At 50.4% G+C, this 24,763-nt stretch carries 22 protein-coding genes; 9 read left to right on the top strand and 13 right to left on the bottom strand.

All coding sequences use genetic code 11. The features are described 5' to 3' along the window. Positions 1 to 68 precede the first annotated feature (68 nt). From dgt to L1285_RS16380, 3 genes are all read left to right on the top strand, one after another. Positions 69 to 1,544, top strand: a complete 1,476-nt coding sequence (gene dgt, locus L1285_RS16390) for a dGTPase (protein ID WP_235413243.1) — start codon at positions 69 to 71, stop codon at positions 1,542 to 1,544. 275 nt (positions 1,545 to 1,819) lie between these two features. Further along, positions 1,820 to 2,029: a cold-shock protein gene (locus L1285_RS16385; protein ID WP_010385841.1), complete on the top strand. Its 210-nt coding sequence runs from the start codon at positions 1,820 to 1,822 to the stop codon at positions 2,027 to 2,029. A gap of 320 nt (positions 2,030 to 2,349) precedes the next feature. Next, the gene (locus L1285_RS16380) at positions 2,350 to 3,495 is read left to right on the top strand and encodes a hypothetical protein (protein WP_235413242.1); all 1,146 of its coding nucleotides are present in this window, start codon (positions 2,350 to 2,352) and stop codon (positions 3,493 to 3,495) included. Between the two features lie 92 nt (positions 3,496 to 3,587). On the opposite strand, the gene L1285_RS16375 is transcribed toward L1285_RS16380, so the two are convergent. From L1285_RS16375 to L1285_RS16340, 8 genes are all read right to left on the bottom strand, one after another. Further along, positions 3,588 to 4,250, bottom strand: a complete 663-nt coding sequence (locus tag L1285_RS16375; RefSeq protein WP_235413241.1) for a hypothetical protein — start codon at positions 4,248 to 4,250, stop codon at positions 3,588 to 3,590. Positions 4,251 to 4,451: 201 nt separating this feature from the next. Then, entirely contained in the window at positions 4,452 to 4,946 is a 495-nt protein-coding gene (locus tag L1285_RS16370; protein WP_235413240.1) for a GNAT family N-acetyltransferase, read from the bottom strand. Positions 4,947 to 5,089: 143 nt separating this feature from the next. Further along, on the bottom strand, positions 5,090 to 6,448 hold the full coding sequence (locus L1285_RS16365; RefSeq protein WP_235413239.1) for a DUF3526 domain-containing protein: 1,359 nt from the start codon (positions 6,446 to 6,448) through the stop codon (positions 5,090 to 5,092). Further along, entirely contained in the window at positions 6,435 to 7,874 is a 1,440-nt protein-coding gene (locus tag L1285_RS16360; protein WP_235413238.1) for an ABC transporter permease, read from the bottom strand. The genes L1285_RS16365 and L1285_RS16360 overlap by 14 nt, the downstream gene beginning before the upstream one ends. Before the next feature lie 39 nt (positions 7,875 to 7,913). Further along, a complete protein-coding gene (locus tag L1285_RS16355; RefSeq protein WP_046006817.1) occupies positions 7,914 to 8,636 on the bottom strand; it encodes an ABC transporter ATP-binding protein in 723 nt (240 codons plus the stop codon). 157 nt (positions 8,637 to 8,793) lie between these two features. Further along, positions 8,794 to 9,246, bottom strand: a complete 453-nt coding sequence (locus tag L1285_RS16350; protein WP_235413237.1) for a hypothetical protein — start codon at positions 9,244 to 9,246, stop codon at positions 8,794 to 8,796. A gap of 9 nt (positions 9,247 to 9,255) precedes the next feature. Then, positions 9,256 to 10,521, bottom strand: a complete 1,266-nt coding sequence (locus tag L1285_RS16345) for an MFS transporter (protein WP_235413236.1) — start codon at positions 10,519 to 10,521, stop codon at positions 9,256 to 9,258. Between the two features lie 5 nt (positions 10,522 to 10,526). Further along, on the bottom strand, positions 10,527 to 11,348 hold the full coding sequence (locus L1285_RS16340) for a nicotianamine synthase family protein (RefSeq protein WP_235413235.1): 822 nt from the start codon (positions 11,346 to 11,348) through the stop codon (positions 10,527 to 10,529). Between the two features lie 166 nt (positions 11,349 to 11,514). Between L1285_RS16340 and L1285_RS16335 the strand changes: the two genes are divergently transcribed. Continuing rightward, a complete protein-coding gene (locus L1285_RS16335; protein WP_235413234.1) occupies positions 11,515 to 12,687 on the top strand; it encodes an efflux RND transporter periplasmic adaptor subunit in 1,173 nt (390 codons plus the stop codon). Further along, positions 12,684 to 15,788 carry an efflux RND transporter permease subunit gene (locus tag L1285_RS16330; protein ID WP_235413233.1) on the top strand — a complete coding sequence of 1,035 codons (3,105 nt, stop codon included), beginning with the start codon at positions 12,684 to 12,686 and terminating at the stop codon, positions 15,786 to 15,788. The genes L1285_RS16335 and L1285_RS16330 overlap by 4 nt, the downstream gene beginning before the upstream one ends. 142 nt (positions 15,789 to 15,930) lie before the next feature. Here the strand turns inward: L1285_RS16330 and L1285_RS16325 are convergent, their stop codons facing one another. The 5 genes from L1285_RS16325 to L1285_RS16305 all read right to left on the bottom strand — a co-directional run bounded on the left by L1285_RS16325 (position 15,931) and on the right by L1285_RS16305 (position 21,882). Further along, positions 15,931 to 18,054 (bottom strand): TonB-dependent siderophore receptor, encoded by a 2,124-nt coding sequence (locus tag L1285_RS16325; protein WP_046006811.1) that lies wholly within the window; start codon positions 18,052 to 18,054, stop codon positions 15,931 to 15,933. A 194-nt stretch (positions 18,055 to 18,248) separates the two neighbouring features. After that, a complete protein-coding gene (locus tag L1285_RS16320; RefSeq protein ID WP_209051477.1) occupies positions 18,249 to 19,475 on the bottom strand; it encodes an NAD(P)/FAD-dependent oxidoreductase in 1,227 nt (408 codons plus the stop codon). A 5-nt stretch (positions 19,476 to 19,480) separates the two neighbouring features. After that, positions 19,481 to 20,869 carry an FAD/NAD(P)-dependent oxidoreductase gene (locus L1285_RS16315; protein ID WP_235413231.1) on the bottom strand — a complete coding sequence of 463 codons (1,389 nt, stop codon included), beginning with the start codon at positions 20,867 to 20,869 and terminating at the stop codon, positions 19,481 to 19,483. Then, positions 20,862 to 21,182, bottom strand: a complete 321-nt coding sequence (locus L1285_RS16310) for a 2Fe-2S iron-sulfur cluster-binding protein (RefSeq protein WP_235413230.1) — start codon at positions 21,180 to 21,182, stop codon at positions 20,862 to 20,864. The genes L1285_RS16315 and L1285_RS16310 overlap by 8 nt, the downstream gene beginning before the upstream one ends. A gap of 340 nt (positions 21,183 to 21,522) precedes the next feature. Further along, positions 21,523 to 21,882: a winged helix-turn-helix transcriptional regulator gene (locus L1285_RS16305; RefSeq protein WP_046006807.1), complete on the bottom strand. Its 360-nt coding sequence runs from the start codon at positions 21,880 to 21,882 to the stop codon at positions 21,523 to 21,525. Between the two features lie 108 nt (positions 21,883 to 21,990). Here L1285_RS16305 and L1285_RS16300 point away from each other — a divergent pair, with 108 nt between their 5' ends. The 4 genes from L1285_RS16300 to L1285_RS16285 are packed head-to-tail and all read left to right on the top strand — an operon-like array spanning position 21,991 to position 24,628. After that, positions 21,991 to 22,572, top strand: coding sequence for an NAD(P)H-dependent oxidoreductase (locus L1285_RS16300; RefSeq protein ID WP_235413229.1), 582 nt, complete (start codon positions 21,991 to 21,993; stop codon positions 22,570 to 22,572). Between the two features lie 9 nt (positions 22,573 to 22,581). Continuing rightward, the gene (locus tag L1285_RS16295) at positions 22,582 to 23,130 is read left to right on the top strand and encodes a redoxin domain-containing protein (RefSeq protein WP_130245954.1); all 549 of its coding nucleotides are present in this window, start codon (positions 22,582 to 22,584) and stop codon (positions 23,128 to 23,130) included. Positions 23,131 to 23,154: 24 nt separating this feature from the next. Next, the gene (locus L1285_RS16290) at positions 23,155 to 23,712 is read left to right on the top strand and encodes a carboxymuconolactone decarboxylase family protein (protein WP_235413228.1); all 558 of its coding nucleotides are present in this window, start codon (positions 23,155 to 23,157) and stop codon (positions 23,710 to 23,712) included. A 28-nt stretch (positions 23,713 to 23,740) separates the two neighbouring features. Continuing rightward, complete coding sequence (locus L1285_RS16285; RefSeq protein ID WP_235413227.1) at positions 23,741 to 24,628, top strand: phosphotransferase family protein; 888 nt, start codon at positions 23,741 to 23,743, stop codon at positions 24,626 to 24,628. Positions 24,629 to 24,763 lie beyond the last annotated feature (135 nt).

Raw genomic sequence — 24,763 nt, 5'->3', positions numbered from 1 at the left:
GCTAAGGGATTGCTTTATGGATAAAAAACGGACAACATAGAGCGGTATGAATAAAATCATAAGGAAAGATGGTGACGACTTTTAGCAGTAAGATCCGCGCGGATCGCCCCTACGACTTTGCAAGCGATAAGCTGTATAAACAATTTGAAAGTGACCGCAACCGCATCATTACGTCAGCTGCCATCCGGCGGCTGCAACAAAAAACCCAGGTTTTCCCGCTGGAGCGCAATGCCGCTGTACGTTCACGACTCACCCACTCTTTGGAAGTGCAGCAGGCCGGGCGCTACATCTGCCAGCTGATCTGCGAGTTACTGAGTAAACCAAATAGCGCACATCCACCGCTCGGCGACTATGAGCGCATGCTGGAGTCTATTGTAGAAATGGCCTGCCTGATGCACGACATAGGCAACCCGCCATTTGGTCACTTTGGCGAGGCAGCCCTTAGTGACTGGCTGACACAGCACATCGGAGACATCTACAAAAAGCTCAGTGGCAAAGCGATGCGCCCCGACGTGCTCAGAGATCTAACCCATTTTGAAGGCAATGCACAGGGAGTGCGCCTGGTGCACACTCTGCTAAATCTGAACCTGACCTACTCACAGGCGTCAGGCATTATGAAATACACCCGTTGCGGATCTGAGGCTGCGCCAGCAAAGGATGATCCGCTCAGTTATCTGAAAAAGAAAGTGGGCTTTTATCTCAGTGAACAGCACTACATTGATAAGCTCAGACACGCCCTGGATATTGCGCCGGGTTGCCGCTCACCCTTTTCCTATATCATGGAAGCCGCCGACGATATCTCATACGGCATGGCCGACCTGGAAGATGCGGTTGAAAAAAACATTCTGAGTTACCAGCAACTTAAAACCGCACTACAGGACACCTATCAGGCACTCAGTGCAAACTTGCCCGCATCAGAGCAGACGCTGATGAGCGAAATCATTAACAAAGCCACGGAAATAACCCAAAAAATTACAGGAAACCACAGCCAGTTTTTTGTCTTTCTGCGAGTGCAGGTCAACCAGAAACTGCCAAAACACGCAGCCAGGCAATTTGTCGACAACTTAGATGCCGTGATGCGTGGCCAGTATAATCAGGCATTAATAGAAGATGGCAGTGCCAGTCACTTGCTAATCAAAACTTTTAAACAGGTTGCCAGAGAGCTGGCTTTTGCGCACCCGGAGGTCGAAGGCCGGGAGCTACAAGGTTATCGGGTTATCAGCGGGCTGCTCAGCATTTATGAGCCACTGCTTGCGTTAGAAAAAAACCAATTTGCTAAACTTATGGGTATCGAACTACCTGCCAGTACCTACGTTTGCAAGATCCCGATTTATTCCGCCAGACTGTTTAAAAAGTTACCCGCAAAACACAAACAGGCCTACCGGACGGCGCTTAACAGTGACACCATGAACGCCCTTATTCCCGATCCGCAGGAGCAGGAATTTTACCTCAGAACCAGGCTGTTCATTGATTATATTAGTGGTATGACCGACCAGTTTGCTTTTGATGAGTACCGGGCGTTTCATGTGATTGACGAAATCTAAGCGCAAGCCAGCATTGAACTTCTGCTAAGGCGTACTTTGACCACCCGGTTGAGGGTACGCCGCAGATAAATTTAAAATTTGTACAAATAATACTAGACAGACCCAGTGAGTCCCTGTAGAGTGAAGGCCGCTAGAAAGAAAGTCGATATTTACATCCTACAATTCGTTGTTTTACACCGCGTAACACAACCTGCAGTATTTAAGTTTCACCTCTACTTTTGATGCATTCACACCTATCGAAGGTTAATTTTTTATTTATATTACAGGTTAATACTATGTCTAACACAGTTACTGGTACAGTTAAGTGGTTCAACGAGTCTAAAGGTTTTGGTTTCATTTCTCAGGAAAATGGCCCAGACGTATTCGCTCACTTCAGCGCTATCCAAGGCGACGGCTTCAAAACTTTGGTTGAAGGCCAGAGCGTAGAATTCACAGTTTCTCAGGGTCAAAAAGGTCCTCAGGCTGACAAAATCGTAGTTCTTTAATTACTACGCATTTTGCAAAAAAAGCGAGCTAAGTCTCGCTTTTTTCGTTTCTGCTCCCTGCTATACCTTCCTGACGCATGAAAAATATGCATCTTTATAAATTTGTCACCCCCGTCTGAGCTGCTAGCCTTGAATAATACCAATTAGACGTAATACATGCTCTATTTGAAGGAGCAAATATGACGCTAACGGTGTTAAAAATTTCTCATTTAGAATAACTAAATAGCTAAATTTTTGCCTTGTTATCGAGCATATTTTCTCGCCTCAAAATAGAACTCTTAATTAAGCAAATTGGTATCAACAACTCAAGGAGAGACACCATGAAAGCACGGATTGCGCTGCTAAGCGCGGCACTGGGTTTATGCTGCCCGGTTTTTGCAAACACAGTACACACCTCGGCTCTGACCAGCCAATTTTATTACGATGGTTTGATAGTAACGCCTGACGGCAGCGGCTACTTTGGCCAGCAATGGCTGGAAAACGCCACAGACGTCACCCTGTTTCCAAAAAATGGCAATACCGCCACCTGGACGCTGACATTAACCAACTGGCGGGGTCAACCCATTGTGGGCGAGCCGGTGGAGATAAGTGCTGCGCCCCTGACGCTGACGGCACCACAATGGCGAGAGCCCGATGATATGGCTGCCCGATTTAGCCACAGTGTACGCACTAAAGTACTGGCTCGCATTGAGCAAGGCCTGTTTCGCTTAACCGCACCGTTTGACGTATCCAGCCCGGTGACAGATGCACGCGGACAGGTAACGGTTGCTATTCACAACTTTCATAGCTGCGGCAATGACAGCGTGCCGGGCTCGGACAGATTTGTCGCCCGAGTGGGCTCACTGCAACAAACCTTAGAGGTAAAATGCGCGGTCAACGGCTTAGTGCCTATACCGGATACTCCAAATCAGGGGCTCACCACAGCCGGGTTAGTCGGTCGTCATTTACATCCCAATTTACTCGCGGCATTGCAAAACCTAGGTCGCGCTTGGCACGCACAGCCCGATAAACCGGCCGGTATGCCAGATCACTTAACCATTACCGGTGCCACCATGCGCTGGGGCGGCATTAATCCACCGCATTTTACTCATAAGTTTGGCGGCACCGTGGACATTCGACCGCTTGGCACGCAAAGCGGTCCCATCAGCGTTGGCGATGCGGCGTATGACCGCCAGGCAACACAAAGCCTGGTCGATGCGCTGGTCCAGCTGGGCGCAACCCAAATCATCTTTGCCGACAACCTGCGCGGTGTTACCCAGGTCAAAGCCAATCATAAAAATCACCTGCACGTGAGTTTTCTGAGCGAGCCACTGGAGCCCTGGCATCACGATGACGCAGACACAGACAGCGAAGGCCTGCACTGGCATAACTATGATGGCATTTACGATACCCGGTATTTTATTCCCACAGTAAAGTTACTGGAGCCGGATGCGCTGCGGTTTGACCTTGCTGACTGGCTTAATTGAAATAACGGACTATGCGAGTGTAGTCCGTTATCCGGGAGAAACTTGCCTTATGAAACCGACCAGGCCACGCGCAACCTGACAGGCGTGGTCTGTTACACTTTAATACTGACTCTGGGTTTGAGTGCATCGACCATCATACCGAAGAAAAGTAGTGGATCGGCCATGATTTTGTCCCTATGTGTGGGCATGTTCTGCGCTAAACCGCCCGACCCAAATTGCCGACTATACTTTTCAGTCAGCTCATTAAGCTTCAGCGTCCCGTGTAAGTCCTCAACAGTCAATGTATCAAAGTCAGAAGAATGAAGTTGCAGTGCACTCAGGATCCCTTCATGCACTTGGGAAAAAGATGCTTTCAGTTCATCATTACTATTGAGCACCTCTTCAAGTTCTCGCCGCTGTCCGCCTGACAACCCCCCCCCGATCAGCTTTAGCGTGCCGTCTTCATTTTGCGTCAAATCCACTGAATTCAGATTTAAATGCGGGTTGAATGCTTGCTGCTCTGCTTTAAACTGTTCAAACAGGTCCAGGCTGGTGACCAAGGCACTTTGTGCCTGCTCAAAGTCTTTCACATGATTTGCGAAGTCTTCGCTCAACACCTTGGTTAACTCAGCATAAGCTTCCGGATCCATCTCTACAGTGTGCTTACTGATGGTCATTTCTTTTTCATATTGAATATCCGGATCTTCCGGCTCAATCTGAACAGACCTCAGCTTCTCAATAGGTGCACGTTCTTGATGGCGGGTATTACCTGACATTGCAGGGGGAACTCTTGAGCCATTCACTTCCATCGTCTGTCACTCCTTGCGCTAGAACATCTGGTTGTAGCAAAAAATTAAACTAAAAGCCCTTTTTCGTCAATACCTTGCTCAACCAATCATCCACTGGCTTCAGACCCTGCCAGATAAAATGTTACTGGCAATTCGCACTAGATGACTGTGGCTTTCACAGATAATGTGTCACTGTGCGAGTAACTTGCCAAACAACCGCGCATCAAAAAATTCGCCATCTTTACAGATTGCCATACGGCGCAGACCTTCATATTCAAACCCTGCTTTTTCCAGCACTCTGGCAGAACGGGCATTTTGTGCGACCACCACGGCCTCTAAGCGCACCAGTTCAGTGGTAGATTCAACTTCGTCCATCAACAGCTGTAATGCCTGGCCAGTGATCCCCTGGCCCCAATATTCCTCGGCCAGCCAGTAGCCAATTTCCGCGCTTCGACAATACTCAAAGGTGCCAGGGCGGGCGCCAACACACCCGATCAGCACGCCATCAAGCATAATCGCTCGGGTGATCCCCTGTTTACTGCCGGTCGTGATCCACCACTGGGCATCTTCCTGAGTATAAGGAAAAGGGACTTTGGGTGATAAGTATTGCACGGTGGCCGGGTTGTTTAAGTATCGAACCAGGCTTGGCTCATCTGTGGATTCAAAAGGTCTGAGTGATAACATGCGTCCCCCTTAGCAAAGCGGATAAAAATTGGAAACATCCATCTTACTGCGCATGCGTTAATTGGACAACACGCTTTTTGGTAAATTCTTTATGTTAGCTGAGTAACACATACGGGCGAAAACCGCCCGTATGTGTTGAGGGGTTAGAACGGTTTTACCCGACGGACCCTGGCTATTGCCAGTGCGGAAATAGCCAGCACAAGTAAGGCACTGAACAACCACTTCCACAGTCTGTTTTGTGTTTCCATGGCCTGCGCTTTGAACAACGGAAAGTCTTCCACATCCTGGCGGGTTACCGGCTTATCAAAGAACATAAAGTCGTAAAAGAAATGACGCATCACAGTATGATAGTCGGCCACCTGCTGCTGATATTTGAGCTGGTAACCACTGCTGGTCTGAGCCAGTTCATTTAGCGAAAGCTGAAAAAGCAACGCCGGAGACAGCACACTCAATGTTTGTAACTGTGCCTGACGCGCCTGGTTGTTTTGAATATGAGCTTCAACCAGCGACTGCACTGCAAGGTCGCTCATATGCTGCTGCGCGTAGTACCATTTCCAGTCAAACGCCTCGCCCAAAGGCGCGGTATTTCGCCAGGGAGTTTCGTGTGTCAAAAACTCATCGAGTGTGGCTTGTTTGTCTTTATCCCAGCCATCATTGAGCGTTGTGCGTTGTTGCAGTGTGATCTCAAGCGGCGCATCGCTTTGATACTGACCAGACAAATACAAATGCACCGCGCCTGGGATCAACAGCGCCAGCACCACCCAGCTGCTGAGATAAGCCAGGCTATTCACCACGCTATTTTTACCAAAGCTCATGATCAAGGTTGCCAGTGCAAACCAGAACACCATATACAAACTGGTGGCACCCAGCACAATCCAGAATAGTGCATCAAACGGCAAAGACAATATCAGTGCCGCACTCACCAGCAAGATGGCCACCAGCAACCAGATCACCACAAAACGCAGCGCAATTTGCTTACCAAGCAAAGCGAACGCGCTACCCGGCAAGGCGTTGAGTAATCGCCAGCGACCAGCATGCTGCTCGTCTGAGATAAGCGTCACGGTGAGTATGCCAATTACCAGAGGCAAAAAGTAAACCAGCACAAATCCTAAGTCTAGGCCGCCTGCCCGTTGCTGAGCAGGGTTTACAATTTCCCGATTAAAAGCCTGACTTTGTAATGCCGAGGCGCGAATTTTAGTCGCAACCATAGAGGACGGCGTCTCTCCCACAAACAAAGCAGCCCAGGGGCTTAGTTTCCATTCGGTCGGAGCGCTGGCATAGTAGGCCAAAGAGCCTGCCTCGGGCAGTGTTTCACGACTGTTCACATGCTCCCGCTCTTTTTGGAATACCACCATAGACTTATACTGATCAATGCGCAGTGACTTATAACCAAGCGCGCCCTGATAAATGGCAAACACACCCGATACGATAAACAATACCAGCACCAGCTTATTAATGGTGCCAGCAAACAAACGCTTGCATTCGAGTTTAAACAGCAGCATAGATCCTCCTCTGCATCGGGTTTGAACTCAGGAAAATAAACAGTGCTGCGACCGCCAGCAGCGGCAGCAACCAGGCCAGAGAAAACGCACTCAATGACCAGCTGAGCTTAGGCGTTAAGTAGTTAAACGCTTCAAATTCCTGCCAATAGGATTTGTCGACCCGCTGCGCTCTGTCGTTATGATGATGGATCTCATGGGTGTGTAACTGATTGAGTTTTTGGATCCGCGCATATCTGTGGGCCTCAGCCTGCTGCTCAAAATCCAAAAAGTGTCGGGTGTCTGTGCGCGTCAGCGCCATTGAAAAATCACGCACAAATAAATATGGATTCAGCCAGTAAAACTGACTAACAAACTGGCGCTGCGCCTCAAACTGCGCTACTTGTTGCTGATAGTGCTTTTTATAGATTTCAGCATTGAGTTTTTCCCCTTCCTGCATCACCAGTCCTTTGTAATTAATCGGCAGCGCCTCAACCGTCGATACGCCATATTTTTTCAAGGTTTCTTCACGGAATTGGCTAAAATACGGGTCGTTGGGGTTATGGCTGTCTCCGACTTTTCGGTTATCCAGCTTAATGGCCAGTTCAAAGTCATTGCGCTTTTGATGGGGGTTCTGGTGGTGTGCAAATTCTGCCAGCATGCGCGGCATCAGAATAGTCAGGATAAACCATACCGACGTTAGCAGTACCAGCGCCTGTTTTGGTGCCTTTACCAGGCTCGAAATCAATAACGTCAGCGCTATCCAGAACAGACAGTAAAGCAGATAGGTGCCAAACAGCAGCGTTAATCTCAGTGGCGCTTCTGCTGAAAACTGAGCGCCGGACCCGGCAGCAAGGGCCAGGGCTAAAACAAACACAGGTAAAATAAACACCACAGACACCAGCAAGTAACTCAGGCTTTTACCGGCAATTAATTCACGAAACGACACGCCCATAGACATCAGCTGGCGCAGTGTGCCGCTTTTTTGCTCTCCACTGACACTGGCAAAACCCAGCGCAATGATCAACAAAGGCCAGATGATCAGTAGAATGTTAGCGCTGCTGAGCTCGGAAAACCTCAGTAAGGTGCCGCCATCCTGATCGTTGGCAAAATTGGCGCTATTTTGTTTGTGCGCCTCTAAAAAAATACTGTCGCCGACCCAGGCATTAACGCCCAGGTCAAAAAAGCTCAGCGCACTGGGAGGGCGAAACGCAAAATGGCCAAAGTGTGCAACCCGGTGTGGGTGCCTGTCTGGCTGGGCATTCCATTGTTGTTCAACAATTTCCTGTGCTTTGGCCTGAGTGTGCATACTGTGCTGGTATTGCTGCCAACCGGTTAATAAGGCAACCGCCAGCAGCAGTTGAGTCATAAAAAAGATCAGCCACAGACTGGGGCTTTTGCGTTTACTGGCCAATTCATGGCGGCAGATCTGCATTATTTTATTATTCATAGATCAGACAATTCCTGTTTATACATGAGCCCAACCGCGTTAGCTGGCTTCGCGCATGGCCGCTTTCCCGGAGATCAGTTCGTGGTAGGTGGTTTCCAGGCTACTCAAAGGCAGTTTATTGTTATCTAACAGCGTCAGCAGTTTGCCTTTATCCATAATGCCAATTTTGTCGGCCAGGGTATGTGCACAGTAAAAGTCGTGTGTCACCATCAAGATGGCAGCGCCTTTTTTTGCCAGCCGCTCAACAATACGAATAAACTCCAGTGTGGCGCTGGGGTCCAGTCCCGACGTAGGCTCATCCAGCAACAAGACTTTGGCCTGGCGCATAATGGCAAAGGCAATACCAACCTTTTGCCGCATTCCTTTTGAGTAATTTTTTAATGACTGTTTACGGGCATTTTGCTCAAGCCCCGTTTCGTCAAGTGCGGCGTTGATCTGCGCCTCACTAACCGACAGTCCGGATAAGCTGGCCAGATATTTGAGGTTATCAATGGCATTAAATTCCTGATACAGGTTCACCTGCTCGGGCAGATACACCAGCTTATCTTTGCCGTTGGCGCTTTGCTGAACATCGACCCCGTCAATGCGCGCCTGACCACTGTCGGGCTGTAAAAAGTTAAGAAAGATATTCAGCGTGGTGCTTTTTCCCGCACCGTTGGCACCCAGCAGACACATGATCTCGCCCTGCTCAACTTTAAAGCTCAAGTCGGTGATCACCTGTTTATCAGCAAATGATTTGCTTAACTGTATGGCTTCTAACACAAAAAGTTCTCCCTGATACAATAAAAACCGCGCACACCGCGTTTATGAACGAACATAAACGCGGTGTTTGGGCAGTTTGAAAAATGTCATTAGTTATGATTGGTTATAACATAACATCAATTACCTAAATAGGAACAGTTTTTATTACTCTGCCACCTTAACCTGTGGGTACCAAAAAGCTCGCCGTGCCCGTAAAAGCCCCACCCTCAACATGGATCTGCGCATTTTTGTAGTACACCAGGTCATCCGACAAACGCTTTTTACCCTGTTTAGGGAAGAAGCCTTCAAAGCGCACTTCCTCAGTCGTGTTAATGGTGCGCTTAAATTTAATATCGAGATCTCTGAGGTACACTTCACCGGCTTTTTCACTGAGCTGATTGTCCCAGCAACCATAAATAATGCCCAGCTGTGAGATCCAGATCATCGCGCTTTGGGCACTGAAATGAAAACGGCCATCTCCAGGCATTTGAAAATGCTCCACATTAATGCGGCCATCAATATAGCCGGGTTCTAATGAGACAGAGCTAAAAGACATGCGCTCCTCACGCCAGCCATTTTCCAGATAGTCTGACATATAGGCTCGTTGCTGCGCTTGAGTAAGTTGAATCATGGTTAATCCTTACTTTGATGTAGATGGACTGGTTGTTTGAATTTGGGCATGTATCGCGGGCTTTGACATAAACAGCGTATTTAACACCGCCGTGCCCACCCCAATGGCTATCAGGCAATACCAGGCCAGGTTCTGGCTCAGGCTGGCGTAATCAAACGCTACCCCGACCACAGCACTGCCCGCAATTAACCCGACACCGGCAAACAAATAAAAAAATCCGTAATGTGTGGCAACCGACTTGTCCTGTGCCAGTACAGAAATCTGGCTCATGATAAAGGGAAAACTCACCATAGTGCCAAGGGTAAACAAGACTGCCAGCAGGCTCATCGGCAGGTAATACAAAACGCCGGATTGATAAGGCCAGGCGGGAACCAGGGTGGCAAACGATAGCCCCATTAAAGCAATGCCTATACTGATCCACTGATCGGGCGACAGCCAGCGCTCGCACATACGCGTGATGGGAAACTGCAAACAAATTGAGATAAGTGCACACAAGGTCAATACCCAGGCCACGTCCTGCGGCGCCCCGGACTGGCTAACCAGATGCAGCGGAATAGCAAAAGAGATCTGATTGATCAGCATAAAGTAGCCCGACATGAGCAATGAGAATAGCAAAAATGGCCGGTTGCTCAGCACTCCGGCAATCATGGCCGACACCCCGCCTCCCGACGATTTCTCCGAGGCAGATTGGTTGTCTGCCGGGGCTTGTTTAGCTGGCAGTAATACCGTGAATAGCAGCGCAAAGAGTGCAAAAGGCAACGCCGAAACCACGCACAACACATCAAAGCTAACACTCAGTAATAACAGGCCACACACCGGGCCGAGTAACTCCCCGCCATTTCTGGCAACCCCGACAAGTGCAAACATTTGCGCGCGACTGAGCTCAGTTTGTTTAGAAAAGTAAGATTGAGCAGCAGGGGTAAACAAAGCACCGGCAAACCCGGTCATAAAGGCCGCTAAAAACAGCAGCTCTGTGATTTGCGAAAACAAAAACAGACAGAATCCCAGCGCTCTGAGTAAACACCCGATCACAATCAGTTTTTTTACGCCAAACAAATCGGCCAGTAAGCCGCCCACTAAAAACAGGCCCTGCTGGCAAAAAGAGCGCACACCCAGGACCAATCCAACCAGGGTGGCACTCAGCAACAAGTCTTGTTTCAGGTAGCCTGCCAAAAACGGGATCAGCATGTAAAATCCCAGATTAAACACAAACGCAGCAACGAGCATCCAACGGTACTCGGCACTGAGCCTGAGATAGGAGGTGAATATCGACATAACTGCTACACCGGTTTTTGTGCAATCAAAATAGAGTGAAAGTTATCGGCGTAAGTCTGGATCTTCAGTTTCAGCTGAAACGGTGCCAGCCCACCCTCGTCTACACTTGGATACAATAGCGTGCGCAGGTTGAACGCAGTGCGCACCACCAGCTGAGCCCCCGGGCGCATGTGCTCATACAAGTGTGCAATGATTTTATCTTTGAGCTGCTCATCCCCCACCAGGGCGGCAAGCCAGATCACATCATAACGGTCCAGATCTGCCTGTTCGCAAATGTCGTTATGAATAAAGCCCATCTGATTATCAGCAGACAGTGCTTTGCACACCTGCTTGCCAAGCAAAAGGTCGTCCTGCTGTATGTCCAAATTATCGACCTGCAAACCGGCATTGTGCAAAGCCAAAGACGTCAGCGGCAATGCGCCAGAGCCCACCATCAGAACCCGATTTACCGGGTCAGCCGCCAGAGAGTTAATGGCATTGATTTCCAGTCCCGTTGCGCGCTGGTAGTGCTTAAAATAGGGATATTCTGTTTGTAACACCTGCTGCGGCGTGTTACTGCTCACCAGGCGCTGCGCCCAGTGCCGCTCATACATGCTGGATGCCAGGCTAAACAAGTGCTGGATCTGAGGCTTAATGGCTCTGATCTTGTCCTGCGCCAGAACCTGCTCTGCAAACTCGCTGCCGTGCTCGTTAGATAACAGGCCGAGAAAGCGATCGAAGACGGCCATGGTATCCGGATTGATAGTCAGGGCCTCCATGGTATGAATTTGTTCATAAACGTCCACAATTTGCGAGGCGTGGATCCCTACGTGATTCGCGATAGTCATAAGTAAGTCACTGCTGTACTGTTCCGATTTTATGATATAACATAACGCAGACGTTATTTGTGTGTAAACCACTTTATTTAGAAATTTTTAATTAAGTAAGCCACTTACCATTTTTAAGAAACAAATAATTTACCATTAAAATTATATGACAAGCAGGGAAACCATTATGGAGTCAAATAAAAATAAGTCTTCTTATCATCAACTTAAGCGTCGGTCATTGGCGCTGCTCCTGGTTGTGCTGTTAGGCGGTGGTGCCTGTGTGGCCCTGGTAACACTCGCAAAAACCCCACAAGACACCAAAGTACAACAGGCACAGCCGCCACGGGTTTCCAGTACACCTTTAGTGCCCTCTGACTATCAAACCTCGTTACACCTGTCCGGTGTATTAAAGCCAGCCGAACAAACAGACATAGCCTTTGAATTACCGGGCAAAATTGCCTGGCTAAACGACGTTTTTATAGAGGGTGGCATTGTGCATAAAGGTGCTCTGCTTGCCAGGCTGGATGCATTTGATTATCAGACCCAGCTACTCAACAAACAGGCGGAGCTGGCACTGGCAAAGGCCCACCTGTCAGAGCAGTTAGCGCTGGCCGATGTGGCAAAAAAAGAATGGGCCAGTAGCGCACATGTGACCGAACTTGCGCTCAGAAAACCTCAGGTTGCCAGTGCCCGTGCGCGCCTTAAAGCAGCCGAAGCCCAACTGGCACAGGCGCAAAAAAACCTCTCAAGAACCCATTACTATGCCCCTTACGATGCGCTGATAGCAAAGCGAGATACAGGCCTGGGTCAGGTGATTAAAGCCGGCCAGCCACTGGGGCAGCTGATAAACCTGCACTATGGTGAACTGCATGTGCCCGTGGCAAACTTTGACAGGCCCTTTTTACCGCCACTCCCCGCATCCGGCGTCACCGTCAGCGCAAGTGAGATAACGCGAACCGGCACCCTCACCCGCCATACCGGTCAGCTCAGCGATACCACCAGAATGGCTTACTATGTGATCCGAATAGACGATCCGTATGCGCTACACAGCGACGAGCCGCCGGTGTATTTCGGCCAGTTTTTACACGCACACGTTGCTGGCATCACACTGAAAAACGTCCTGAAAGTACCCCAGGAATGGGTTAAAAATGACACGCTTTGGCTTATGACCCCACAGCACAGGTTGGTGCAATATCCCGCCAAAATACTGCGCCGGGAGCAAAGCAATGCGCTGATCGTGGCACCACCGCGCACAGACTATCAACTGATCACACATTTACCTGACTATCCGCAAACGGGCATGCTGGTGCGCAGCGGCGCGGATCATACCCAACTGGCAAGTAAAGGAGGTAAGCAATGAGCCGACAAAGCAAGTTAATTGGCTATTTTGTGCGCCACCCCGTTGCCGCAAATCTGCTGATGCTGTTTATCGTTTGCATGGGCTTGCTGAGCTATCAGGGGATCCAGCGGCAAACCTTTCCGGTTTCTGATAACAATAAGATTATCGTCACCGCCACCGAGCTGGGTGCCTCGGCCCGAGAGATTGAAGAAAATATCCTGCTCAAAATTGAACAGGCGCTAAAACCTCAGCCAGGCATTAAACGCCTCACCAGCCAGGCGACCCCCTCGCGTGGCCGGGTGGAGATTGAGCTGGAACATGGACAAAACCTGGCATTGCGTCTGGACGAAATCAAAATGAAGCTCGATGCCATTGCCACTTTCCCCGTCGCTATGGAGCCGCTGCAAATTGTTGAGCGGGCACAGCGTCAGCGCGCGCTGAGTGTGGTGTTGTCCGGTCCGGACGACCCGCTTGAACTGCGCAAACTCGGTAATGAACTAAAAGCAGAGCTGTTGCAGTTAAAGGGGATCTCCCATGTCGACTTATCGGCCATTCCCGACTATGAGGTCGCCATAGAACTGTCGCCACTCAAGTTGCGCGAATATAACCTCAGCCTGTCCGACGTGGTCAGTGCGATTCAGAAACACGCCGACAACCTGTCAGCGGGCCAAATAAAAACAGCGCGTGGCAACATCTATCTGAGGCTGGCGCAACGAGGCTATCAGGGCTCGGCACTGGCCAGTACGCCCATTATCAGAGGTTTGCTTGGCGAAACCGTACAATTGCGCGATATCGCCACCATCAAAGATGGCTTTAGTGAAACCCTGGATGCCGGGCGCTTTAATGGCGAGCAGGCGGTTTATATTATGGTGCTGGCGGCCAAAGAGCAGTCACTTACCGATGTGGTGGCAAAGGTAAAGGCGTATGTAGAGTACAAGCGTCAGGCGCTGCCTGAGCACATCAACATTTACGAATTTGTTGATGTCACCTTTTACCTGCAAGGGCGCCTCAATATGATGCTGGAAAACCTCGCGCAGGGCGCTATTTTGGTATTCATCGTGCTGGCCGTGTTTTTGCGCACCCGCCTTGCTGTCTGGGTGATGCTGGGTTTGCCTGTTTCTATGCTGGGCGCTTTCTGGCTTATGCCTTTGCTTGGGATCACCATGAACCTGGTCTCCTTGTTCGCCTTTATCATGGTGCTGGGCATTGTGGTGGACGACGCCATAGTGATAGGCGAAAGCGTCTGTGAGCAGGTTGAATCGCAGGGCCATTCGCCAGAGCAAGTGATCCAGGGCGCGCAAAAAGTGGCCATGCCAGCCACCTTTGGTGTACTGACCACCATCGCCGTGTTTATGCCGTTTATGTTCAGCAGTGGTCCAAATTCGGGGCAGTTTATTGCCATAGCCGGAGTCTGTATTTTATGCCTGTTCTTCAGCCTGATTGAATCAAAACTGATTTTACCGGCACATCTGGCCGCAACCCGCTTACCGGCAAAACCAAACGACCACTGGCGTAACCGCTTTAATAGCGGGCTGCAGAAACGGCTGAACACGCATTATGCCCCTTTACTCAAACATTGTATTCATTATCGTTATGCCGTCATCGCCGGGTTTTTCTGCCTGCTGGCCCTGGCCATCTGCCTGCCCGTCAGCGGCTTGCTGCGCTTTACTCCCGTGCCCAAAGTACCGCACGATTATCCGTCAATTAATATTCAGATGGACCACAATGTCTCTGAAGCGCAAACTCTGGCCGCGGTTGAACAAATAGAAACCCTGATCAACCAGGTTGAGCAAGATATCCAGCTACAAACCGGTAAACCCATGATGGATGCCATGTATACCCGCATCGACCATCTGACTGAAGCCGAGGTGGTGGTGCCGCTAGTGCCGGAAGCGCAGCGACCGTTCGACACCTTTGAGCTGGCCAGACGTTGGCAGGCACACTTGCCAGATATACCCGGAGTGAAAAAACTCACCATAGAATCAGATGTTATCGACATTGCCGAGAAAAGCGACCTGGAATACCGCCTGTTTGCCAGCGACGCCGACACCCTTTACCAGGCCAGCCAGGCTATGATTGACAAACTAAACCGCATTGCAGGCGTGCACAGTGTCTACTCTTCTCTCAACAGTGCCCAGACTGAATATCAGATCCAGCTAAAACCGCTGGCGCACCAGCTCAATCTGAGCGCCAGAGAAATAACCCGACAAGTTGGCGCCAGGTTTTACGGTCTTGAACTGCAGCGCGTTATGCGAGAAGGTCAGGAGGTGATGTTTAAGGTCCGGGGCGACCAGTCCGATCGCCAGCAGATAAGCGCACTGGCCCACACTTTGATCACCCTCCCCAATGGCGAGCAGGTGTTTTTTGGCGATGTGGCACGCACCGTTGAAGTACCGGGTTTTGCCAGTATTAGCCGCGAGCAGGGATATCAGGTCGCCACCATCAGTGCGGATGTCGATGAACAACACACAAGCCTTGCCCATGTCACCGAATATATAGAATCCCAGTTGCTCAATGAGCTGACAGCTGCCCATCCAGGGCTGACGACAAAGCCGGGTGTCGCGCTGCAAGCTCAGCGTCAGCAGCAAAGCCAGGTGCTGATATTTGCTGTTGTTGGTTTACTGGTTGTCTACTGTCTGCTGGCATTGCCGCTGCAAAGCTATCTGCAACCTGTGCTGGTGATGTCGGTGATCCCTTTTTCCGTGGTTGGCGCTCTGTGGGGACATTACCTGCTCGGCTACAGCCTGAGCATGATGTCGGTGTTTGGGATCGTGGCCGCAGCGGGCGTGGTGATCAACGACTCGCTGGTAATGACCGACGTGATCAACCGCCACAGAGTAGCGGGCCTGGATATAAAAACCTCGGTTATCAGGGCTGGCATTGGCCGTTTTCGGGCCATTTTACTCACCTCACTGACCACCTTTTTAGGACTGGTGCCGATTATGTTTGAATCGAGTTTACAGGCGCAGTTTGTGATCCCAACGGCCATTTCTCTGAGCTTTTCGGTGCTGTTTGCAACCGGGGTGACCTTGCTGATGGTGCCCTGTTTGTATGTGATGCTCGAAGATCTTAAACGCCTGCTAAACACAAAAATCGTGCCACTCAAGTTGCTGCGAAGCTGACATAAAAAAGCCCGGCAAGGACTGCCGGGCATCCTATTTAAAACGCAGACAGCTATCTGATAACCGTTTCAGGATAGAAAAAAGTGCCCAGGCAGGGAGCGCAAGGACACCTTAAACGACTCAACAGGTCGAAGGGCAAAAGTTAGAACTGATAAGAGGTCGACACCAGCACCTTGCGTGGCTCACCCGGTTGTACCCACATCTGCGAATATGAGTTGGTAAAGTGCTTACGATCAAGGGCGTTATGTACCTGTGCCTTAACCGACCAGCGCTCGCTTATCGCATACTCTGCGAACAGATTTACCGTTACGTAAGAAGGCAGATAGAAGTCTGTGCCACGCTGGCCCAGTCGCTCGTCCACATACTGCGCACCAATCCCCGCAGACAAGGCATTACCTGCCACCGAATACTGCTGGCTCAGCTGAATGCTGGCAGCATTCTCAGGGATATTCAGCAGATCGTCGCCTTTTTTAATGGCTACGCCCAGGCCAGTATCAATGGAGTCTTTGTCAACCTGCGCATCCAGATGTGTGTATGAGAATTGGATCTGGGCATCTGCCGGCAGCTGACCGACCACGTCCAGCTCAATACCCTGGCTGGTTGCCTGGCCAATGGCGGCACTAAACCCGGGGTTATTGATGTCTGCAACTATGATGTTGGTCTGCTCACTGTCAAAATACGCCAGCGTAATATCCAGATTGTTATCCAGCAGCGACCACTTACTGCCAAACTCGATTGACTCACTCTGGTTAGGATCAAAGCCATCGCCTTTATAGTCAGTACCAAAGTTCAGACGGTAGCCTTCCCCATAGGTTGAGTACAGTGACCAGTTGTCACTGAACTGATACACCAGGCCAAGCTGCGGGCTAAAGTGTTGCTCAGACTGTGAGGCATTTTGCATTCTGACCTTGTCGTCTGTGGTTTGCTTTAACCAGTCAAAGCGACCGCCAATGCGCACCTGAAATGCATCCGTCAGGGCAATTTGGTCCTGAATATATAAGCCTGTTGCCCACTGGTTTTGCTGACGCACAATCACCGGGCTTGGTGTGGGTGGCGTATGCTGACCATACACTGGCTGGTGAATATTGATGGCATACAACTGCGCATCGGTCGGGTTGGTGGCCAGCTTAGGCGCGCGGGCAACCCGATAGTCACGGTCAAATTCGAATCGGTCATAGTCAACGCCCACAATGATGTGGTGCTTGATTGCGCCAGTGGTGACATCGCCAGCCAACTCGAAACGTGCCACATACTGATCGGTATCGTAAGCGCGCTGTCTGTGCTGACGTGTCAGCGTCTGAAAGTCGAGATATAACTTTTGTCTGGACGGCGCGATATCGGCGTCACTGGAGAGGCTGTCCAGCTCTGTTTGTCTGAATGCCAGTGCGGAGCTTAGCTGCCAGTCGTTGTTCAGATCGTACAACCAGTTAAGCTGATGGCCATGCACCATAGTCGTGGTTGGGCCATCACCGGGCTCACCCAGAAAACGCTCAATGGGCATAAAGTCGAAGTTGCCGTTCGGCGCGATGATACCACGGTCAAATGGGATCTCCTGCTCGGCATATTCAAAGTCATAATGCCAGGTTGAATCTGGACTCTGATCAAACACAAATGAGGCCATTACGCCGTGCTTTTGTGTTTCTATGGTATCGCGGAAGCTGTCTTCTTCCTGATAGAAACCAATAAAGCGTCCGGCGACTGACTTAGATAGTACGGCATTCACATCCCCTTCCAGGCGACGGTGAGCCCGGCTGCCCGCAGTTAGTTCAAATTCGCTGGAAGACTCAAAGGTCGGCTTTTTCGTCACCAGGTTAATCGATCCGCCCGGCTCTCCTCGGCCAAACAAGGCCGCTTTTGGCCCCTTTAACACCTCTACGCGCTCAATACCCGATACGTCCCGCGGACCAGAAAACCCGCGGCCCGCGTTAAACCCATTAACCAGGTAGCCACTGGGCACATTTTCATCACCAAAAAAGCCGCGGATCGCAAAGCTGTCCCACAGGCCACCCAGACTGTTCTGGCGACTCACCGACGCCGACATATCCAGCACCTGAGTGAGTCCGGTTACACCCGTTTTTTCAATTAATTCAGCGTCAAATTCAAACAAAGATTCGGGCGACTGGAGATGACTAAAGTTGCCACGATAGGCCTGACGCTCTCCCGTTACTTCAATCGTTTCAATGGCATTGTCAGCACAAACAGAAAACGCCGCAGCCAGAGACAAAGAGAGTACACTTAAACGACACGCAGAGTGTAAGGGTTTCATTATCAATCCTTCATTATGATATACTATAACAATTTTTCGCGAGGACTGTACCACGAATGCAGCCAAGTGTTAAGAAATAATCAATGAAGTTTTGTGTATTTGATATGACGCTTTTTTGACAAAAAAACAAGCCTGTCAGGAGAGTGAAGTCGGGAGCGTCCTTGCTCCTTTGTGCGTATGTAAGTTAAATGGTTTTAGCCCGCCTTTTGCGCCGCTTCTTCAAAGCGCTCAACGCTAAACGGCGTTAGATCCAGTGTCGTCTTTTTACCCGTCACCAACTCGGTCATCAACTGCCCTGTAATAGCTGAGGTCAGTATTCCGGTACGGAAATGACCACAGGCATTCAGATAGCCTTCAACGCCGTCAACCGGTCCCAGGATCGGCAGCTCATCCGGCGTACCCGGACGCAGCCCAGCCCAACAGCGCTTGATGCTCGACTCTTTCAAAATAGGTAAGCACTTCATTGCGCCCTGCGACAGCTCCTGAATTTTGTCCAGGCTGTTGGTGGTATCAAAGCCCTTCTCTTCGGTGGATGAACCAATCAGGATCTCGCCGTTGTCTTTTTGCGCGATATAACAGTCGCTGGTACTGATACAGCCGTTCATGATCTTAGGCATACGCTCTGAGAGTACAATCTGCCCTTTGACCGGATAAACCGGCATAGTACGCCCGGTTGCCTGCTGATACAGCTCGTTGGCCCAGGCACCGGATGCATTGATCAAGGTATCGCAGAAAAAGGTTTGCTCAGCGGTTTTCACCCCTTCCACCACATTGCCGTTACGGATCACGGAGGTTACTTCTGTGTTCAGATACAAAGACACACCGTTTTGGCGTGCGCCTTCGAGATAGGCATCAACCAGTCGATACGGGTTCACCTGATGGTCACAGATAAAGTCGATGGCGCCAATGGCATCATCCGTCACATAAGGCTCTTCCTTTTTTAGCTCCTCGGCATCGAGCCAGCGTACCTGATCCGCCAGATGCGGGATCCCCTGGGTGATCTGCTCAGCGTATAATCGGTCTTCTTCGTTATACATGATGAACTTGAGGCCCGTGCGCTCAAACTTAAAATCTACCCCATGTTTTTCCAGCATTTCCTGATGCAGCGCCGGATACATGTTGTTAGACGTCAGGGCAAATTCAAAAAAGCAGTCTGGCAGCTGGTGCGGGCGCATCACGGGTACTTCTTCACCCTTCGCTTCGCTGTGTAACTTAGACAAAGTTTTGAAAAAGATCACCCCACAACCCAGACCCACTGACTCGCCAATGGCCCACAGTCCGCCGGCCGAAGCGCGCGACGCATTGCCGGGTTTCTTTAAATCAATTAACGCGATTTTTAAATCAGTATCGCGGCTTAAAAAGTATGCGCACGCCGCACCCACAGCACCGCCACCGGCGATGACAACATCATATTTTTTCATTGTGTTCATTCCATTAAGGTAAAGGGGATAGGATCAAGAGGAAAACGCGGTTTGATCACGCCGATATTTTCGGTCAAACCGGCCTGATGCAAATAATCCAGCGCATAAGAGCTACAGGTTTTACCCTGGCAATCTCCCATCCCAATACGGGTTCGCATCTTCAGACTGGTGATGTCTTTTACGCCCTGAGCAATGGCTTCGTCGAGCTGCTCCCGGCGCACCTGCTCGCAACGACAAACCACAGTCTCGGGCTGCGCCAGGGACAATAGTCCACTTTGGCGGTCGGAGAAGCGGTCAAACCCGAAACGGAATTTTTTAATTCGTGCCAGCTTGTTTTTGACTTTGGTAGAGCGAGCACTCAGCTGCGACTCGGTGATTTTGCCACATTGCCAGGCCAGGCGTAGTGCTGCCAGTTGGCCTTCACAAATGGCCGCATCGGCGCCAAGCAGGCCGTTGCTGTCGCCTACCACAAATGCCTCATGATTCTGGCTTTGATGCCATTCATCCAGCACAGGCACATAGCCGCTGACTTTACTGTAGTGGTGATCCAGGCCAAGTAGCATAGCCAGCTGAGTACGTGCAACAAACCCGTAACCCACGCCAATGGCATCCACATCCACCTGCTGTGCCAGGTCTCGTTGCGCACGCCATTGACTGTCGTAAGGTGCTACCTGAATGCTGTTCAGCTGCTCCTTACCCTGTGCACTGACAATACCCCAGCCGTACTTGAACGGAATTTTATGTTTCTTGAGGTAGCTCATCATGCTCATACCAGACAGCGTTAGCTTAGGTTTGTTAAGCAGCGCCACCGCTTCTTTGGCCAGTTTGGCAAACGGGCTGGCTTCATAGACACCCACCACATCAACACCGGCTTTATGCAGCTGACAGGCAACCAGAGGTAATAAAGGCCCGGTGCCCACCAGCGCCATGCGCTGCCCCGGTCTGACCAGACCACTTTTAAGTTGTAGCTGAACACCGCCAAGCAGCATTACCCCGGGAAGCTGCCAGCCTGGAAACGGCACACTGCGCTCGTGGCAGCCCGTAGCCAGGATCAGGTGCCCATATGGCTGACGGCTCAAACCTGAGTTATCGCTCAGCAACAGCTGATTGCTGCCTTCCGGACCCAGTACCCGCGTCTGTGTTTTAACTTCAATGGAATCACTGTGGGCCTGATAACGCGTTTGCAAGGCGGTCATGGCGCGCTTCAGATTGTCATCCAGATGTGGTAATGAGTCGGTCTGACGCAGTGGTCCGCGATAGATCACCCCACCCAGTTTAGGCGCTTCGTCGATGATCACTGACTTTAAACCATGGCGTGCCAACTCTGCGGCTGCTGCCGTGCCAGCCGGGCCGCCGCCCACAATCACCACTTTATCGTGTGTCTGGCTAGTCATGTTTGATCCCCTCTTCCTTGAAACGATTAGTCAGGGTTTCAACCGACATTTGTGGCTCCACCAAAGTCTGGCAGGCACGCTGTTTATGTTTTGCATTGATCTTAACCTGACAGCAATGGCATACGCCCATACCACAATAGGCACCCGATGCTACATTACGGTCGTTTTCCATCACTTTGGCATAGTTTGCGGCCAGCAAAACCGACAGTACGGTTTCGCCTTCACAGGCCTCCACCGGTTGATCATCGACGGTAATTTTAAAATTGCGCGAAGGCAGAGGCGTGATGTCTCTGGTGCGCTTAAGTGATTTCATAGCTTGTCTCTCTCGTGTTGTGATACATCAATCAGGCGCAATAAAAGCGCTTGATTTACAGGACAGGTGAGAGCCATTGACGCTGAGGGTAACTTAAAATGATAATTAAAAGTTAACTGATTAAAAGTGTATAACCGTTTTTACGGTTCCTTTCGCTCGTCTATGCCCTATTTTAGGCACATTCAGCTCATCTCCTGTGAATGCGAGAAGATTAACCCGGAATAAACAATTAAGCTATATTTATTTACAGAGAATAAACAAATCTTGATCTGGATCCGGGCATGTTGATTTTTGCAGCATGGTCTGATCACTTTACGAACTGATTAAGCATACTTTTACCCTAATCAAGTTGATGAGATTCCGACCAAACCCGCAGCTGCTCGAGAATATGCAGTGCCGAGCGGCCAAACTCAGTCAGTTCATAGGTGACCGCCACCGGGCGTTCATTCACAACCGTACGCAACACCATGCCCCGTGCTTCGAGCTCTTTAAGCCGCTGGTCAATCATTTTTTTGCTGGCACCGCCAAGCATTCTGGCCAGATCGTTAAACCGCACAGGTTCATCTTTAAGATGATAAATGATCGATCCCGTCCACTTTGAGCCGATCAGACGCATGCCTTTTTCGATGGCGCAGGGCTCCAGACAGGCATTTAAAACTTTTTTCCTGCCCTTACTATCTGTTTTAACAACACTTTCCACAGTCATAACTCCAAAACCAGGGTGGTTACCAAAAGTAAACTAATTGAATAAACGCAACAGGTTACTATTATAAACCACGCAAGTTATTAAGCCTACTGGAGAATAAACATGAACAAAGCCCTGATCATAAACGCCCATCAGTACTACCCATTTTCTGAGGGGAAACTGAACGCCACTCTGGTGGATAAAACGGTCTCTCACCTCAATGCCAAAGGTTATGAGACCCGGGTGGTTACTATGGCTGAGCCGCTGGATATTGAGCAGCAACTTGAGCTACATCGCTGGGCCGATGTGGTGATCCTGCAATCTCCCATTAACTGGATGGGCCTGCCCTGGTCATTTAAAAAGTACATGGACGAGGTATATACCGCAGGCATGGGTGGCGCTTTGTGCAATGGCGATGGCCGCTCGGCAGACAACCCCAAAGCCAATTACGGCCGTGGCGGAACGCTCACTAACACACGTTATATGCTGTCTGTGACCTTTAACGCCCCGGTGGAGTCGTTTAATGACGAGCACGAGTTTTTTGAAGGAAAAAGTGTAGACGACTTACTATTTCCGGCACATATGAACTTTAAGTTCTTTGGCATGCAGTCTATACCTACGTTTAGCTGCTTTGATGTGATGAAAAACGCAGACATTGAGCGCGACCTTGCACGCTTCGAAAGCCATTTAAACACCCACTTTTAAGGAACACTCATGAGCCAGGCAGAACAGTACACGCAAAAACTTCACCCCGGCAGCCCGTTTCCGGATATTCAGGTGACTTTGCCCGATGGCAGCACCCGCCCTCTGGCACAGGCCAATAATGACCAGCGCTGGCAGCTGGTGCTGGTTTATCGGGGTCGCCATTGCCCCTTATGCACCCGCTACCTCAACGAGCTTGAGCAATTCAAAGATAAGCTGGCCGCTATCAGGGTTGATATTGTTGCTGTATCGGGCGACAGCCTGGCACAACTGCAAAGCCACAGCGAGCAGCTCGATGTGTCTTTTGAACTCGGCTATGGCCTGAGCCTTGAGCAAATGAACACGCTGGGCCTATTTATTTCTGATCCGCGCTCTGCACAGGAAACCGATCATCCGTTTGCGGAACCCGGACTGTTTGTCGTCAATGAAGCCGGCAACATCCAGGTGGCGGATATCTCTAACAACCCGTTTGTTCGCCCGGACTTGACCTCGCTGGTCAACGGACTGGCCTGGATCCGCGACCCGGATAATAACTACCCCATTCGCGGCATGCACCGCTAAGCCGAATTGCGCAGGAGAAAAACCATGTTTACCTATTATGAACCCGATAAGGCACCAGAAAAATCGAAACCACTGATGGAGCAGTCGCTGGCAAGCTTTGGCATGCTGCCCAATCTACATAAAATACTGGCTGAGTCGGCCGTCACCTATAAGGCGTATAACGACACCTTTACTGCCTTTATGCAGGACAGCAGCTTGTCGGCGGTTGAACAGCAGGTGGTTTTTATGACCGCCAACTACCAAAATAACTGCCACTACTGTGTACCCGGCCACACCTGGATGATGAACTCTGCCGGTATGCCCGAGGCGCTGATCACCGCACTGCGCGAAGGCACAGCGCTGCCCGACAGCAAACTGCAAGCACTGCAGGATTTTGTAAAAGCCTTGCTGGCTAAACAGGGCCACATTGGCGATGACGCATTGAATGCGTTTCTTGCTGCCGGATATAACAAGCAGCAGGCGCTGGAAGTATTGACCGGCCTGGCTGCAAAGCTTATCTCCAATTTTACCAATGCCCTGGCCAAAACCGAGCTAGACTCGCCCATGCAGCCCTATCAGTGGACGCACCCGGATCGACGTTAATCACCAGCGTTAATGTGCAAAATAAACCATGAATGTGAATGCTTTGCCACCATTGCACCGCAAGCCTACACAGCACAGGCCGCTTAGCGGCGGCCTGACCCATAGCAGCACTCTGCTGACAAGAGATGACGGAAGCCTTTGGGTATGTAAACGCTCACTTGGTCGCAATCATGCAGGGCTGGAAACTGAGGCCTACGTGTACACCTTGCTAAAGCCCACCCGCTTTGCGCAGCCGGTTGAACTCCACCAAAGTGAAAGTGGCCAGCAGACGTTGTTACGCCCTTATATTGATGGAATAAGCATGGCCGACTGGGCTGCCCTAGAGCTTGAGCAGGTGATCCGCCAGCTCAAACAAATTCATCAGATAAGCGCACCACGCCATGGCAAAGTCCGCGCCCCAACCGGGCTCATCCTGAACCCGGCAAATCTCCTCACCGCAGTCTGGCGATATTTTCGCAGCCGCCTCACTGAACGAGCCAAACTGAGCGAGCTCTACCACTCGCTACACCCGGTATTGCAGGCGCATCAACCCTGCTTTGAAAAGCTCAGTACCTTTACACTCAATCATGGTGACTTTCACCCAGGCAATCTCATCCTTACGCCTGCTCAGCAGCTCATCCCCATTGACTGGGAGCGCACCCACTTTGGCGATCCGGCCTTCGATTTGGCCCTGCTCAACTGGCACGGCAACGGCCCCATCGCCGATCAAGCGATGCAAACCCGCACCATTGCGCTTTACAGTGAAAACCCGACAGAACAAGCAAGGCTTAAAAAACGCGTAACCTGCTGGAGTCTGTTGCGCCTGTTCAACGATTACCTTTACCTGACCCACAATAAATTAAAAGTAGAAAAGCTGACGCGGTTCGAAAGTGAATTTACACAGCACCTTAATGGTGTTTTATCTGCTGCGGAATAGGTAAACAGTGTAGTGGTTTAATAGATCCGGACACATGGATAAGAGACAATAACGTCAAATATCGAGGTATCCATGACAAAGCAAAAACGACAATACAAAACATATCCTAAAGAATTTAAGGAAGAGGCTGTCGCC

Origin of the sequence: Pseudoalteromonas sp. DL2-H2.2 (assembly GCF_021532535.1) — a bacterium.
GTDB lineage: Bacteria > Pseudomonadota > Gammaproteobacteria > Enterobacterales > Alteromonadaceae > Pseudoalteromonas > Pseudoalteromonas rubra_A.
Note: the sequence above shows the minus strand (reverse complement) of the source record. Positions and strands in the feature narration are given on the sequence as shown.

Bases quoted from the DNA above. Each gene is read 5' to 3' on its own strand.
- dgt (WP_235413243.1), top strand. From the start codon at position 69: ATGGTGACGACTTTTAGCAGTAAGATCCGCGCGGATCGCCCCTACGAC.
- L1285_RS16385 (WP_010385841.1), top strand. From the start codon at position 1,820: ATGTCTAACACAGTTACTGGTACAGTTAAGTGGTTCAACGAGTCTAAA.
- L1285_RS16340 (WP_235413235.1), bottom strand. From the start codon at position 11,348: ATGACTATCGCGAATCACGTAGGGATCCACGCCTCGCAAATTGTGGAC.
- L1285_RS16300 (WP_235413229.1), top strand. From the start codon at position 21,991: ATGAACAAAGCCCTGATCATAAACGCCCATCAGTACTACCCATTTTCT.
- L1285_RS16360 (WP_235413238.1), bottom strand. From the start codon at position 7,874: ATGAATAATAAAATAATGCAGATCTGCCGCCATGAATTGGCCAGTAAA.
- L1285_RS16345 (WP_235413236.1), bottom strand. From the start codon at position 10,521: ATGTCGATATTCACCTCCTATCTCAGGCTCAGTGCCGAGTACCGTTGG.
- L1285_RS16285 (WP_235413227.1), top strand. From the start codon at position 23,741: ATGAATGTGAATGCTTTGCCACCATTGCACCGCAAGCCTACACAGCAC.
- L1285_RS16295 (WP_130245954.1), top strand. From the start codon at position 22,582: ATGAGCCAGGCAGAACAGTACACGCAAAAACTTCACCCCGGCAGCCCG.
- L1285_RS16315 (WP_235413231.1), bottom strand. From the start codon at position 20,869: ATGACTAGCCAGACACACGATAAAGTGGTGATTGTGGGCGGCGGCCCG.
- L1285_RS16330 (WP_235413233.1), top strand. From the start codon at position 12,684: ATGAGCCGACAAAGCAAGTTAATTGGCTATTTTGTGCGCCACCCCGTT.
- L1285_RS16320 (WP_209051477.1), bottom strand. From the start codon at position 19,475: ATGAAAAAATATGATGTTGTCATCGCCGGTGGCGGTGCTGTGGGTGCG.
- L1285_RS16335 (WP_235413234.1), top strand. From the start codon at position 11,515: ATGGAGTCAAATAAAAATAAGTCTTCTTATCATCAACTTAAGCGTCGG.
- L1285_RS16350 (WP_235413237.1), bottom strand. From the start codon at position 9,246: ATGATTCAACTTACTCAAGCGCAGCAACGAGCCTATATGTCAGACTAT.
- L1285_RS16380 (WP_235413242.1), top strand. From the start codon at position 2,350: ATGAAAGCACGGATTGCGCTGCTAAGCGCGGCACTGGGTTTATGCTGC.
- L1285_RS16370 (WP_235413240.1), bottom strand. From the start codon at position 4,946: ATGTTATCACTCAGACCTTTTGAATCCACAGATGAGCCAAGCCTGGTT.
- L1285_RS16325 (WP_046006811.1), bottom strand. From the start codon at position 18,054: ATGAAACCCTTACACTCTGCGTGTCGTTTAAGTGTACTCTCTTTGTCT.
- L1285_RS16365 (WP_235413239.1), bottom strand. From the start codon at position 6,448: ATGCTGCTGTTTAAACTCGAATGCAAGCGTTTGTTTGCTGGCACCATT.
- L1285_RS16290 (WP_235413228.1), top strand. From the start codon at position 23,155: ATGTTTACCTATTATGAACCCGATAAGGCACCAGAAAAATCGAAACCA.
- L1285_RS16310 (WP_235413230.1), bottom strand. From the start codon at position 21,182: ATGAAATCACTTAAGCGCACCAGAGACATCACGCCTCTGCCTTCGCGC.
- L1285_RS16375 (WP_235413241.1), bottom strand. From the start codon at position 4,250: ATGTCAGGTAATACCCGCCATCAAGAACGTGCACCTATTGAGAAGCTG.